At 69.9% G+C, this 12,971-nt stretch carries 11 protein-coding genes and 3 pseudogenes; 8 read left to right on the top strand and 6 right to left on the bottom strand.

The window, feature by feature from the left end; translation table 11 throughout:
- Nucleotides 1–184, bottom strand: a 184-nt coding sequence (locus tag ACLB9X_RS33970; RefSeq protein WP_410364273.1) for a hypothetical protein, incomplete at its 3' end; no start/stop codon positions are given.
- A gap of 11 nt (nt 185–195) precedes the next feature.
- Between ACLB9X_RS33970 and ACLB9X_RS33965 the strand changes: the two are divergent.
- Nucleotides 196–470 (top strand): annotated as a pseudogene (locus ACLB9X_RS33965) (transposase); the annotation flags it as partial.
- A 231-nt stretch (nt 471–701) separates the two neighbouring features.
- On the opposite strand, the gene ACLB9X_RS33960 reads toward ACLB9X_RS33965, so the two are convergent.
- Nucleotides 702–1,301 (bottom strand): hypothetical protein, encoded by a 600-nt coding sequence (locus ACLB9X_RS33960; protein ID WP_410364272.1) that lies wholly within the window; start codon nt 1,299–1,301, stop codon nt 702–704.
- A gap of 251 nt (nt 1,302–1,552) precedes the next feature.
- Here ACLB9X_RS33960 and ACLB9X_RS33955 point away from each other — a divergent pair.
- Nucleotides 1,553–2,332, top strand: a pseudogene (locus ACLB9X_RS33955) (IS701 family transposase); the annotation flags it as partial.
- A 103-nt stretch (nt 2,333–2,435) separates the two neighbouring features.
- Here ACLB9X_RS33955 and ACLB9X_RS33950 read toward each other — a convergent pair.
- Nucleotides 2,436–2,696 carry a hypothetical protein gene (locus tag ACLB9X_RS33950; protein WP_410364275.1) on the bottom strand — a complete coding sequence of 87 codons (261 nt, stop codon included), beginning with the start codon at nt 2,694–2,696 and terminating at the stop codon, nt 2,436–2,438.
- A gap of 640 nt (nt 2,697–3,336) precedes the next feature.
- Here ACLB9X_RS33950 and ACLB9X_RS33945 point away from each other — a divergent pair.
- The 6 genes and pseudogenes from ACLB9X_RS33945 (at nt 3,337) to ACLB9X_RS33920 (ending at nt 9,650) form a co-directional block, all read left to right on the top strand.
- Entirely contained in the window at nt 3,337–3,834 is a 498-nt protein-coding gene (locus ACLB9X_RS33945; protein ID WP_410364271.1) for a potassium channel family protein, read from the top strand.
- 318 nt (nt 3,835–4,152) lie between these two features.
- Nucleotides 4,153–4,677 carry a hypothetical protein gene (locus ACLB9X_RS33940; RefSeq protein WP_410364270.1) on the top strand — a complete coding sequence of 175 codons (525 nt, stop codon included), beginning with the start codon at nt 4,153–4,155 and terminating at the stop codon, nt 4,675–4,677.
- Nucleotides 4,678–5,266: 589 nt separating this feature from the next.
- A pseudogene (locus ACLB9X_RS33935) lies at nt 5,267–6,905 on the top strand (glycoside hydrolase family 15 protein); the annotation flags it as partial.
- 904 nt (nt 6,906–7,809) lie between these two features.
- Nucleotides 7,810–8,442, top strand: coding sequence for a YoaK family protein (locus ACLB9X_RS33930; protein WP_410364269.1), 633 nt, complete (start codon nt 7,810–7,812; stop codon nt 8,440–8,442).
- 135 nt (nt 8,443–8,577) lie between these two features.
- Nucleotides 8,578–9,105: a DUF6584 family protein gene (locus ACLB9X_RS33925; RefSeq protein ID WP_410364268.1), complete on the top strand. Its 528-nt coding sequence runs from the start codon at nt 8,578–8,580 to the stop codon at nt 9,103–9,105.
- Between the two features lie 260 nt (nt 9,106–9,365).
- Complete coding sequence (locus tag ACLB9X_RS33920) at nt 9,366–9,650, top strand: hypothetical protein (protein WP_410364267.1); 285 nt, start codon at nt 9,366–9,368, stop codon at nt 9,648–9,650.
- Between the two features lie 191 nt (nt 9,651–9,841).
- Here ACLB9X_RS33920 and ACLB9X_RS33915 read toward each other — a convergent pair whose 3' ends face one another.
- Genes ACLB9X_RS33915 through ACLB9X_RS33905 form a run of 3 tightly spaced genes read right to left on the bottom strand, consistent with a single transcriptional unit; the run spans nt 9,842 to nt 12,205 of the window.
- Nucleotides 9,842–10,573 (bottom strand): transposase, encoded by a 732-nt coding sequence (locus tag ACLB9X_RS33915; protein WP_410364274.1) that lies wholly within the window; start codon nt 10,571–10,573, stop codon nt 9,842–9,844.
- Nucleotides 10,574–10,590: 17 nt separating this feature from the next.
- Nucleotides 10,591–10,911 (bottom strand): hypothetical protein, encoded by a 321-nt coding sequence (locus ACLB9X_RS33910; protein WP_410364266.1) that lies wholly within the window; start codon nt 10,909–10,911, stop codon nt 10,591–10,593.
- A 52-nt stretch (nt 10,912–10,963) separates the two neighbouring features.
- Entirely contained in the window at nt 10,964–12,205 is a 1,242-nt protein-coding gene (locus ACLB9X_RS33905) for an IS110 family transposase (protein ID WP_410364265.1), read from the bottom strand.
- Between the last annotated feature and the right edge of the window lie 766 nt (nt 12,206–12,971).

Genomic DNA, 12,971 nt, shown 5'->3' with positions numbered 1-12,971 from the left:
GTGTGAGGCCTGTGCGGACGTGTCGGATGGTCGCTTTGAAGGTGATGTTGAGCCGGGACAGGCGCCATGCAAGGGATACCTGGCCGCGGTTCTTGTCGAGGTCGATGACCGACGGGACGGTGTGGCCAAGGAACGCCACGCCGGTCGGCTCGCCCGTGGTTGCCGCCAGGGTCGCAGCGGGCATGCCGTCCGTGGTTCACCCCGTTCCTCCGCTTCGACACAGAGATCCGCCGCATCGTCTGCACCACCAACGCGATCGAATCGGTGAACGCCAGGATCCGGCGGGCGGTCAAGGCGCGAGGCCACTTCCCCAACGAGACCGCCGCCCTGAAGTGCGTCTACATGGCCATCATGTCGCTCGACCCCACAGGCAAGGGCTGGGCCAGGCCCGCTGGACCATGCGCTGGAAGACCGCCCTGAACGCCTTCGACATCACCTGCGACGGCCGCCTCTCCGCCGCTCGCCAGTAACCCCAACCACCCTGGTTACACCGCTCGATTGACAGACCCACACCTTACCGACCACCGCGACACCTCGCCGACGACCGCCCCGCTGGGACGACCCCAGCGGGGCGATCTTGTCCTCACTCGTCGGCACCCTCAGTGCCCGCCCCGTCGGCATTTCCAGCGTCGCCCAACAACCTCGTCACCGCAGGTGTGCTTGACGGTCCACTTCGTACGTACAGCCACGGATGGATCTCCTTAAAGACTTTGATCGGCGCGAGTTGGGGACCGCCGGCTCAGGCGCGTCGGAGGCGGTGCCGCCCGGGTCCGGCGGAGGCACGGCCCGAGGCGGGCCAGAAGCAGGACGGCGAGGGTGAAGGCGGCTCCGGCGGCGGGGAGCGCGGCGCTGGCGAGGGCGTGGTCGGCGAGGCGTCCGGCAAGTGCGGTGCCAGCGGCTTGCCCGGCGCCGATGGAGAGGATCAGCCACGCATACGCCTCGCTGGTGCGGCCCGTGGGGGTGAGGGCGTCGGTGGTCGCGTAGGCGCAGGCGACGACGACGGTGAGGAACGCGCCGGGCAGGATGACCACGGCGGTGGCCGTGTACGGCCCCGGGAGGGCGAGCAGCGGCAGCCACCCGGCTAGGAATGCGGCTGTGCTGGCGATGAGTTGGCGCGTGGTGGAACTGGGCCAGGTGCGCCGTCCGTAGATGAGGCCGCCGAGGAAGCTGCCGGTCGAGAACGCGGCGGGCAACAGGCCAGACAGCATGTCTTGTCCATGCTGCTCGGCCACAGCGACGGCCCAGACGTTCAGGGCACCGATGGCGAAGCCGATGCCGGTGAGGGAGACGAACAGCGCCACCTGTTCGGGGCTGGCCAGCCGCCGCGCTCGTGCGTCGCTAGCGGACGTCGGGGTGGGGCGCCAGCTGCGGGAAGGCGGCGCAGTCGCGACGACGAGAGTGCCGGCTAGTACTCCAGTCTGGTTTCGCGATCTGGCGGTGGGCCCGGCTGGGAACGGGTACGGCCACCGCGTGATCATCGGGGGTTGTGTGGACTCCTGAAGATCGTGCGGTGGCCGCAGGCCATAGCGTAGACCCTGCCCGCTGGCGGGCGATGTTCAACCAGGCCATGGCCCGGATCGCGGGACGGTTCGGCCGAGTTGAGCCACGGGCCAACGCCCGTGCCTATCTGCTCGGGCTGTTGTCGGGTGTCGAGCGCAAGAACTGCTGGCAGCTGGCCGAGCAGGCCGGTCACGTCCGGCCAGGGCCGATGCAGCGCCTGCTGCGCTACGCACGCTGGGACGCCGATGCCGTCCGTGACGACGTGCGCGCCTATGCCGTCGACCACCTCGGCACCAACGGCGCGGTGCTGATCGTGGACGAGACGGGCTTTGTGAAGAAGGGCGGCGCCTCGGCGGGAGTGCAGCGGCAGTACACCGGCACCGCAGGACGCATCGAGAACTCCCAGGTCGGCGTGTTCCTTGCCTACGCCACCAGTCGGGGACGGGCCCTGATCGACCGCCGGCTCTATCTGCCCGAGCACTCCTGGTGCACCGATGCCGAGCGCCGCCATGCGGCCGGGGTACCCGAGACGGTGCAGTTCGCGACCAAGCCCCGCCTGGCCGAGCAGATGATCGCCGCCGCGCTGGACGCCGGCATCGCCGCCTCCTGGGTGACCGGCGACGAAGCCTACGGCCAGGACCCTCACCTGCGGACTGCCCTGGAGACACACGGCATCGGCTACGTGATGGCCGTCGCCTGCTCCACCCGGGTCCGGATCAACTCCGGCCGCACCGCCATCCGCGCCGATGTCCTCGCCCACCGCCTGCCCGCCACGGCCTGGCAGCGACGCAGCGCCGGAAGCGGCGCGAAGGGTCCGCGCTACTACGACTGGGCCCGGATCCACATCGGCGTTGCGGCGGCCTCGGTCACGTGCGCCTTGGTCGTGGGTGCTTCAGCTCGCTGTGGGAGCGCCGAGTTCGGTACTTCGACCCAGTTCACGCTCTCGTCGTCCGCGCGGAGAAAGTCGACGGGCGCGCCGGGGCGTCCAGGTCGCCGTCGGTCGTGGCGGACCCGGAGGCGGACACAAGGGACTCGTTACCCGCCTCGTCCACGGCGGTCACCGTGTAGGTGTACGTACTGCCGTGGTCGACCCACATGTCCGTGTAGGTGCTGCCCCAGACCTCCGTGTACAGGGAGCCGAAGCGGTACAGGCGGTAGTGGACGACGTCGTCGCTCGTCGAGCGGGTCCAGCGCACGACGATGCCGTTGCCGCTCGAAACGGGCCGTCACGCCCGTCGCCGCCGCGGGCGCGTAGTCGCCGCGCGTGGCGGAGACTGTGGTCCGCGTCGCCGAGGTGTTGCCCGTCGCTTCGGTGGCGGAGACGGCGTAGGTGTAGTCCGTCCGCTCAGCGCCGGTGGTGTCCATCCAGGAGGCCGAGGCCACCGTGGCCAGCTGGACCACCGGGTGGCTGCCACCGGTGTCGGTCTGCCCCTGCTGCTGCCGGAAGACGGTGTACTCGTCGCGCCGGCGACCGGCTGCCACGCCAGCGCCGTCCCGCCCTGGCCATCCATCGCTGTCAGCCCGCCGGTGCCGCCGGCGCGGTCCGGTATCGACACTGGCGACGGTCACATCCGTCATGATGCGCGACCAGGGCCTCAGCCTCCCGCCGGGACCGGTGAGGAGTTGCCGAGGCGGACGGCCTTCGAAGAAACAGGCTCAGGGGGCCGCGCCACTCCAATGCGCTGATCGCAGCGCCCGCGCGCGGAGTCCCGCCGACACTGGGACCATGCCGGGACGCCTCAAGGACCAGGCCTGCAGGATCGGCTGCCGGGCCTGCCCGCGCGGGCGTTGACCGCCGACATCCGCCGTAGCCGTCCGAGCTCCCGAGGAGGGAACATGCAGCCCGCATTCATGGTCAGGGCGATCGGTTTCCTGCTCCGCCGGGAAGGCCACTCGCTGCACGCGAAGGCTGCCGGCGGCGCGACGTTCGGGCTGGGACTCACCATGCTGGCCGGCTCGTGGGCCGTCGTCGTCGCCGAACGCGGCGCTGTCGGCGCGAATCTGACGACGTACCCGAGGGCGCTGTGGTGGTCGGTCGAGACGGCGACCACGGTCGGCTACGGGGATTTCTATCCGGTGACGTTGTGGGGCCGGGTCGTCGGCGCGGCGGTGATGGTCGTCGGCATCACCACCTACGGCATGGTCACCGCCGCCCTGGCGACGTGGTTCGTCGGCCGGGAGACCGAGCGGCGCCGGCACCTGGCCCGAACGGCCGAACAGGCCGCGCGCCGCCTGAGCGAGGACAGCGTCCGCGAGCTGCACGAACGCTTCGACCGCCTGGAGCAGATGCTGTCCCGGGGAGGGAGCCGGCCGGACGGGCCCGCCCCCCGGTGAGAACCGGGGGCGATCGCGGTGGCGCTGCCCGGCATCCGGCGCGGCCCTTGCCCGGTGGTCTCCTCAGCCCGGCCGCGGTCGGGGCGAGGACCGCGACCGCCCAGGGCCAGAAGCTGGCGACCGACCCCTCACGTGCGCTGCGGTTGCTGGCGGGCGAGGCGTACACAAGCGCCGGCCACAGTCGGACGACGAAATGGTCACCCGCGGCAGCAGCGCGCCGGACTGCGGTACGCCCGTGCGTGTCTGCTTTTCCTCACCTTGTGCCGACTGCCGCGAGTACGGCACGGCGTTGCAGGCCTACTTGGCGATCATAGACGGATGACACGGCACCCCGCGGGGCAGGAACCGGACGCCGGGCAGCCGCCCGCAACGGACAGGACGCCGTACACGGGTGCCGTGTACGGCTCGCTGCTGTCCGCCTCGGTCATCGCCGGAGCCAGCACGCCGGGACCGTACCCGCGCCTGCAGCTGGTGCTGCTCCTGCTGTGCACGGGAGTGGTGTTCTGGGCCGCGCATTCCTACTGCGCACTCGTCGGCGACCGGTTCCTCCACACACCGGCGAGCTGGCGGGAAGTCCGCCACGTCTGCGCCCACGAATGGCCCATCGCACAGGCCGCCGTCGCGCCCGCCACCGCTGTCGCGATCAGTCCGCTTCTCGGCATGGGGCTCGAAGCGGCCGCCTGGCTGGCGCTCGGCGTCGCTGTGGTCCAGCAGGTTGCCTGGGCCAGCGCCGCAGTGGTCCTGGCCGGCGCCTCTCGTCGTGTGGTGCTGACGGCCGCGGCCGTCAACCTCGTACTCGGCCTGTTGATCGTGGCCGCCAAGGTCGCCGTCAAGCACGTGTGAACGTCACCCTCCCCCAGCCCGCGCAGTCACACATCGGAACGCCGCGGCATGCGGGCGGGTCGCGGCCGGGCCACGCGCTGGCATAGCGGCGTCAGGTGCCGTGGGCCTCCTCGCCGGGTTCGGCGTCTGTCTCGGCGATGGGCCTGCGCACCCGGAGTCTGTCGATCCGCCGTCCGACGACTGCCAGCATCGCGGGACCATGGTGATCGCGCCGAGGACGGCGGTCCCGACGACCGGGGGGCGCGATCACCGCCGCGGTCCGTGAGCCGTCGTGCGAACTCCTGAAAAGCAACACCGGACTACGGACAGTGAAGGCGGCTGCCGCTTGCCCGGCACCTCCGGGCAAGGCGACGGACGACACGGTGAGCGGCACGGCCGTGTGGGCGGGCCCCGGGCGGCAGCCGTACGAAGCCCCTGGGAACGGCCCACCGGGCGCTCGGCGTGTGGTGTGCAGCGAGCGGCGTGCTGGAGTGCGCCTGAGCCGAAGGCCTCGCGGAGGAGCCGGTGGGGCTTCGCCCGACCACGGCGGCATGCCCGCCGAGCCGTCGCGCCGTAGCGTGGTGAACGGGTGACAGGCGAAGGGGCCGCCATGCGTCGTTATCCACCGATCGCGGACCACGGGCTCATCGGGGATCTGCGCACGCCGCCCTGGTCACATCCGAAGGCGTGCTCGACTGGTTCTGCGCGCCACGCTTCGACTCCCCCAGCATGTTCGCGGCGCTGCTGGACCATGACCGCGGCGGCCACTTTGCAATCACCCCGCAGGCGACCGGTGCCACCACCCGGCAGCTGTACCTGGCGGACACCGCCGTCCTGGTCACCCGGTTCATGACGAACGAGGGCGTCGGTGAAGTCGTCGACTTCATGCCCCTGGGCGAAGCCGAAGTCCCCGCGGACCGGCACCGCATCGTCCGCGTCATGCGCGCCACCCGGGGCACCATCGGCTTTCGGCTGGCGTGCCGTCCCAGGTTCGACTACGGGCGCGCGGAGCACTGCCTCGAGCTGAAGCCGGGCGTCGCCCGCTTCGGCGGACCGGACAACACCGCCTTCCTCCATGTCGCGGGGCCGGTGCACCTGGAACGCGACGGGCAGGACGCGCGGGCCGACGTGGTGCTCCACGAGGGACAGCGGGCCGCGGCCGTACTGACCGTGTCCGAGCGCGGCGCGAAGTCGCCTCCACCGCTCACCGAGCCGGGCGTCTGGCAGGAGTTCCGTGCTACGTACGACTACTGGCACCGCTGGCTGCGGCGCAGCCGGTACCGCGGGCGCTGGCAGCAGACGGTCAATCGGTCCGCGATCACGCTCAAGCTGATGACGTACGCACCCACCGGTGCACCCGTCGCGGCGGTGACCATGGGCTTGCCGGAGCAGCTGGGCGGAGAACGCAACTGGGACTACCGCTACACCTGGTCCGTGACGCGTCCCTGTCCGTAAAGGCGCTGCTGGACCTCGGTTTCGACGAGGAGGCCGACGACTTCCGTCGCTGGCTCGGCGTCCGAGTGCGCGCCGGCGGGACCGCCACGGGTGAGCCCCTGCAGATCATGTACCGGGTGGACGGCGACCCGCACCTGGCCGAGGAGACCCTCGGTCATCTGGAGGGCTACCGGGGTTCCGCCCCGGTGCGGCTCGGCAACGGCGCCGCCGACCAGTTGCAGATGGACATCTACGGCGAGGTGGTCTTCGCACTCAGCCAGGCACACGATGCGGCACAGCTGGCCGGATACGACGGCTGGCAGAATCTGAGCACGCTGCTCGACTGGCTCGCGGGCACGTGGGACCGCCCCGACGAGGGCATCTGGGAAACGCGTGGCGGGCGCAAGGACTTCACCCACAGCCGCCTGATGTGCTGGTCCGCGTTCGACCGCGGCATCCGACTGGCCGCAGAGCTGGCGCGACCGGCCGACGTCGCCCGGTGGACGGCCGTACGCGACGCAATCCTCCACCAGGTGTTGGACCGCGGCTACAGCACCCGCCGGGAGGCGTTCGTCCAGCATTACGGCAGCGAGGTCCTGGACGCCTCGCTTCTGCTGATGCCGGACGTCGGCTTCCTCTCCCCCGAGGACGGTCGCTGGCTGTCGACACTGGACGCCATGGACAGGGAGCTGGTGGCCGACAGCCTCGTCCACCGGTACGACCCGGCCGCCTCACCCGATGGGCTGCGCGGGGACGAGGGGACGTTCTCCCTCTGCAGCTTCCTGTACGTGAGGGCCCCCGCACACGGGGATCGACCGGCATCCGTGGCACCAGCCGCCGGCCTATAGGTCCTCCCCGGTCAGCAGCGGCTCGCTGCCACTTGACGGCGACGGTGATGTCGATGCCGAGGGTGGGGCGAGGACCGCGGCGGTTAGCTCGATGGCGAGCTGGAACAGTAGGAAAAACGGTTGGCCTTCACCCGGCGCCGCCGTCCAGGGTAGGCAGCCTGTTCTTCGGTCGTCCCGGTTCGGGGCGCGGTCAGCAGCCAGTGCCTATCCGCAGGTGAGAGTTGCCACCCTATGGTGGAATGCGCAGCGCATGCGGTGTTCGCCGCGCAGGTCGGTCCCTTGTCGGTCCACGAACAGCAACTCGTTCCCGGCCCTGCTTGCCCGGCTTGAGCCGGGGATGCTGCTGATGGCCGACCGCGGCATCACCGGTTTCGAGTTGTGGAGGGCTGCCTCGGGCACGGGTGCGGACCTGTTCTGGCGTGTCCGCAAGAACATCGTGCTCCCGCTCCTGCCCGCCATGGCCGGCAGGTTCCTCGTACTGCTCCCCGGCCATCCGGTCCGGGGGATGTTGGCCAACTTGCTTTCCGCCTCCGGCCGGGCAGGTATCCCGGTGAGTCCGGCAAAGGTACCGCGCGGGGACAGGAGCGACAGGCACTGTGCTCGGTCCCGAACGCCAGCGGGCGAAACGACGCTCCGGGCCGGTCCCGCCCGCTGTTCGCCCGCCCGGAATCCTCCGGGCAGCCCATGCGCCCTCCCCCGGCTCCGCGTGGATCGTCCCTAGGCTGACCGTCGACACGCGCCGGAGCCGGGGGAGGGCAGCCGGATCCCGTACCCGCGCGGCACGTGCGAATTCCAGGGAGGTACCCGGATGGAGACGTCCGCGTCATCACCGGCGAGGCCGGAAAGTCCGCGGTCCCGGGCTCTGTTCCTGATGCTGACGCTGGTGACGGGGGTGCTGAACGCGATCAGCTTCCTCGCCCTGGGGGGAGTCTTCGTCAGTGTGATGACGGCCAACCTCGCCCTGGTCGGGATCGCGATCGGGGGGTCCGACCCCGACCTGGCGGGGAACTCCGTCGTCGCGCTCGCCGGTTACATCGCCGGTGTGCTGGCGGGCGCCCGGTACTGCGAGCGTTGTGTACGCGCGAACCGGTCGGGCGTGCGAACGCTGCTCGCCGGCGAGTTGCTGCTGCTGTGCGGGGTCCTGGTGGGCTGGCTCACGGTGGACGGCAGTCCTCCCGCGCCCCTCCGCGCCGTTCTCCTGGGCGCCGCCGCCCTGGCGATGGGCTGCCAGAGCGCGACGATCCGGGCCGCCGCGCCGCCGGGCATCTCCACCACGTACATGACGGGGCTGCTCACGACTCTGCTCACCGACGTCCTGGCGCACCGCCGACCGGAGTGGAACAGGGTCGCCCTGCTCGCGGCGATCCCGGCCGGGGCCGCGCTCGGCGCCCTCGTCGTCGGCACGGCGCGAACGGCGGCGCCGCTGCTGCCCGTCGTCCTGCTGGCGGTCGTACTCGTCCTGTCGGCAGGCCGGCTCGGTGCGCCCGGCCGACGGGACCACTAGGCCGGCTCTAAGGGCTGTCCCGTAACTGGCGGTGTCCCGTCTCAGTGAGGTTCAGCCGATGCCGTTAAGAGCGAGCGAGTCCTGAGCGACAAAACCAGGTCGACGTAGGTCAGCGCGGTACCCGATCATGCGTCCATGCCCCTGAGAGAGACCCTTGCCCGAATCGATGCAGACCTGGCCGCCGGCCGGGTTCCCGTCGCGCGCCAGCGCCTGCGCGGTCTCATCTCGTCCTTCCCGCACGACCTGACGCTCCGCCGTCGTCTGGCCGAGGTGTACTGGCTCTACGGCGACGCCGCCGAGGCTGGACGCTGGATGTACCTCGAAGAGGACCGCAACGCCGACGAGACCGCCGCCTTCGAGGCGCGGTACGGGTCTCCCGGGTGGCGGATGAAGGCCCTCGCCTGGCACGGCCCCGAGGCGGAGGCCGCCACCGCCTTCGCGGAGGGGCAGCTGATCGCGGTGCGAACCGCCTGCGCCAAGGAGCTGGGGCACCCCGTCGACTGGGACGACCCCGCCTCCTACCGTGACGACCTGGAAGGGGAGTACGAGGCGCCATCCGAGCCGTGGACGGTCGGCGGTGTGCTGGCGGGCGTCGGCTGTCTGGTGGCGGCCCTTGTGTTCCTCGCGATCTGGGTGAATGGACTCGTTGCCCTCTTCGACTGACTCAGGCCACCGGGGCCTGTGAGGAGCGCCGCTCAAGGTTCGGTGTGACCGCCCAGAACTGCCGTGAGCGGGCGCCCGGTGACGAGTGAAATGATCTCGCGGTGTCTGGTGTGATCACGGCTTCGGAGCCGTCCTACGACCGGCGCTGATTGGAGGCATACGCGCAAGGCGTCCCCCGCTGCGGCTTCCAGATGCGAGTGTCCGCCAGCCGGGTGACGCTGGTGAAAGTGCCCTGACCCCACACTCCAGGGAGACACGTGATGATCAAGATGCTGCACGATAAGGGCCTGCGCAGTGAGCACGCCTACACCGCAGCCTTCATGTCCATCGGCCTCTCCATCTTCACCTGGGCCACGTCCCTCAAAGCCGAACCCGGCGCCGGCCTCGACCGCGCCGACAGGTGGGGCATCTTCGTCGGCGAATGGGCGCCCACGTTCTTCGGCCTCGGCTTGGCGCTCTCCCATTACGAGCAGCAGGACGGCACCCTCACCGCCAGCGTGCGCGACATCCGCGAGGCGAAGGAGCGGCAGCAGGAAGCCATGTAGGACAGCACGACGCCCGCCCCTCGGTGAGGGGCGGGCGTTTCGCTGGCGGCGCCCGGCTATGAGCCGGCGACTTCCCGGGTGTCACGGTTTCCCAGTGACAAACGAGCGTCCGCGGGGCGGGCCTAAGAGCTGTCCCGTAATTGATCTCCGAGCTGCCTCGGGAGTTGTTGGCAGTCGTACGGGCCGCTCGTCTATCCGGCGAGGGTGAGGTTGTGCATCCGGGCGATGCCCAGCATGGCGTGGTGGACTCCGTCTCCTTTGAGGCGGCAGTCGCGGAGGATCTTCCAGGTCTTCATGCGGGCGAAGACGTGCTCGACGCGGGCGCGGACCTGCTTGTGGGACTTGTTCTGTGCTTCCTTCCAGTCCGGAAGGTCTTCGCCCTTGCGCCGGCGGTGGGGCATGACGAGCCCGGTGCCGGGATAGCCGCCGTCGGCGATCGTGAGTGTTCTGCCGACGGCGGATTTGGCGCCGGATTCCTCCCATGCCTTGCAGTCGTTGCGGTTGCCGGGCAGGGGCTGGCCGACCACGACGATCAGGCGGGTGTCGGCGTCGATGACGACCTGGTGGTTGGTCGAGTACCGGTAGTTCTTGGACTGCTCCGCCACCGCGTGATCCCGGGTCGGCACCAGGGTGCCGTCCACGATGAGCACGGCGTCCTTGGCGAACCGCTTGCGGGGTTGGAGCGCGAGCATCGGCCCGAGGTGGTGGATGATGCGGTCCGCTGCCGACTTGGATACCCCGAATAGCGGGGCGAGCTGGCGCATCGTCAAGTTCGTGCGCCAGTATGCCGCGATCAGTAGAGCCCGGTCCTCCAGCGGGAGGCTCCACGGCCGGCCCTTGCGGACCGCATCAGCACCCTCGCGCCGCAGTACGGTCACCAGCTTGCCGAACAGGCGAGGGCTCAGCCCGGTGAACGGGGCTATCCAGACACCTCAGGGCTCTAACGAGTCAAGTCCTCGTCGGTGAGCCCGTGGTTTCCCCAGCGGTTCCAGAGCGTGTGGTGCCAGTCATCGGCATCGGGTCCGGGTGGTGCGACCGCCGGCACCGGGCCTGGGCTGGTCTCGATCAGGTGCAGCAGCGACCAGGCGACGCCGTAGCAGTCGTCGGGGCCGAAGCAGGCAGCCAGGGCCTGCGCCTCGTTCCGTGTGACGGGTGCGGATATGGCTTCGAGTTGTTTGACTCGCCGGTCGATGTCCTCCTCGTCGGCGTCCCAGTCGGGGAGGGGGCCGTCGGCGACGAACGTCTGAACTTCGGGTCTCATCTGCGAATGATCGACCGCTGTGGGCGACCTGAGCAAGGCGCGATGCCGCAGGTCAGGCGGCAGCTGTCTCGGTTGCCGAAGGCGGTGAGGGGAAGGCGGCCAGTTCGTCGAACCGTTCACCGTGCTGGAGGCAGTGGTAGAGCTGGCCGATCATGCGGTTGAAGAGGTTCCTCTGGGCGGCGGCGTGCCAGTCTCCGTGGTCGTCTCGACGGCGGTGGTAGTGGGCCTTGGCGCCGGGTGAGGCGGTGATCGCGGAGAAGGCCCAGAGGTAGCCGGCGTGGTTGAGGCGGTCGTTCTTCACCCAGCGTCGGGTGATGGACGACTTCTTGCCTGACGCTCTGGTGATGGGCGAGGAGCCGGCGTATGCCTTGAGGCCGCGGGCGTCGGCAAACCGTTGCCGGTCGTCTCCGATCTCGGCGAGCACCCGGGCACCGAGCTGGGTGCCGAGGCCGGGGAAGCTGAGGATGATCTCAGCGTCCGGATGCTGAGGGAACGCCTCCTCCACCGCCTCGGCGAGCTGGTCGGCGGCGGAGCAGGCGGCCTCCAGCTGGAGGAGAAGGGCGAGCATCTGCTTGCCGAGTGCAACCTCGACCAGGGGCGGCTGGTGGGCGTAGTCGTCGCGGAAGACCCCGCGTAGCCGGTCGGCGTCGGCTGCGATGCCGCGTTTGCGACCAGCCCGTTTGAGAGCGGCCTGAAGCTGGGTGCGAGTAAGCCGCCCAGCGCGGGAGGGCGTTGGTGCGAGCCGGAGAAGCTCGCGAGCCTCAGGCCGGCACAGACCGTTGGTCCACATCGCGAAAGCATCCAGGGCGGCTGGATAGTACTCGCGGAGCAGGGAACGGAGCTGGTTGGCGATCTGCTGGCGGTTCCAGGTGGCGTCCTGCTGGGCTCGGGCGAGGACGGCGATTGCGCGGCCGAGATCGCTGTCGTTCGGAAGAGGCCTGTGGGCGTGCATGTCGGTGCGGAGAATGTTTGCCAGGACGAGGGCGTCGCCGGGGTCGGACTTCTTGCGCGAGACCGAGTGGCGGTCGCGGTAGCGGGCGGCGGCCATCGGGTTGATCGCGAACACCTTGCGCTTGCCCGTCCGCAGGACCGCGACGAGCAGTCCGCGGGAGGTCTCGATCGCGACCGGGATCGGGGTGTCCTCGGTGTCGCCGTACTCGGCAAGCAGATCCAGCAGGATCTTGTAGCCGGTGGCGTCGTCAGTGATGTGACGCTTGGCCAGGAGCTGGCCGGTGTCGTCGACGAGGGCGACGTCGTGCGTTTTCTCCGCCCAGTCGATGCCGCAATAGATCAAGGTCCCTCCCGGTGCTGCACTTGTGTTTGTGCTGGTCACGAGCTCGTGCGGAGCCACGCAGCGACCTAATCCCAGGACTCGGCCGCATTGGCCCGGTCCGCCACCTCAGTAGCCGTTCGTGGCACCAGCTCACCCCACGGGCCTCGGTCTCTTGCCGGAGCTCAGAGTTACTCGGGCGTATCGAGAGGTCACCGTGCGATGGGCTCGCACCACCAACACCAACGAGTGATCAGATGACAAGTACTGGCGGGCTCGGGACGCCGGTCGGTGCCACTCTCTTCAGGGGCGTCGTGGCCGCGTTGCGCTGAGGCATCCGATCGGCGACCGCGAGCCCGCCAGCATCAAGGTGGTGGCGGCCGTGGAGGTGTCGAGACGCGCTGGATCTCTCTCGACCAAATAGCGCGTGAGCATCCCCTCGACACCCGCCCAGCCACCACCACGAGCACTGGGACCGCGCGCCGGGGTCTACGGCGAGGCATTACCTGCCCGGCTGGCTCTATGCGTCACGGCGACACTGCTCCAACAATGCCGGAGGAACTTCCTTTCCTCCAGACACTGCCTTAGCCCGGCTCACCGGTCGGTGATGTTGTTGTGGGCTGTAGTCCGGTGTTGCTGGCTGCCGTTGTGCTGGGTGGGATAAGGGCGTGCGGAACCTGCCGGTCTGCCGGCCTCTCCGGGTTCCTGGTCGTAGGGACGGTGGCAGTGGGGTCAGCCGTGTCGTGGCAGTGCGGTGATGGCCGTGAGGGCGTCGGTGAACGCTGTGGCC

Source organism: Streptomyces sp. 5K101 (assembly GCF_046506645.1).
Lineage (GTDB): Bacteria > Actinomycetota > Actinomycetes > Streptomycetales > Streptomycetaceae > Streptomyces.
Note: the sequence above shows the minus strand (reverse complement) of the source record. Positions and strands in the feature narration are given on the sequence as shown.

Bases quoted from the DNA above. Each gene is read 5' to 3' on its own strand.
- ACLB9X_RS33910 (WP_410364266.1), bottom strand. From the start codon at position 10,911: ATGAGACCCGAAGTTCAGACGTTCGTCGCCGACGGCCCCCTCCCCGAC.
- ACLB9X_RS33925 (WP_410364268.1), top strand. From the start codon at position 8,578: ATGCCCCTGAGAGAGACCCTTGCCCGAATCGATGCAGACCTGGCCGCC.
- ACLB9X_RS33920 (WP_410364267.1), top strand. From the start codon at position 9,366: ATGATCAAGATGCTGCACGATAAGGGCCTGCGCAGTGAGCACGCCTAC.
- ACLB9X_RS33940 (WP_410364270.1), top strand. From the start codon at position 4,153: ATGACACGGCACCCCGCGGGGCAGGAACCGGACGCCGGGCAGCCGCCC.
- ACLB9X_RS33930 (WP_410364269.1), top strand. From the start codon at position 7,810: ATGCTGACGCTGGTGACGGGGGTGCTGAACGCGATCAGCTTCCTCGCC.
- ACLB9X_RS33945 (WP_410364271.1), top strand. From the start codon at position 3,337: ATGCAGCCCGCATTCATGGTCAGGGCGATCGGTTTCCTGCTCCGCCGG.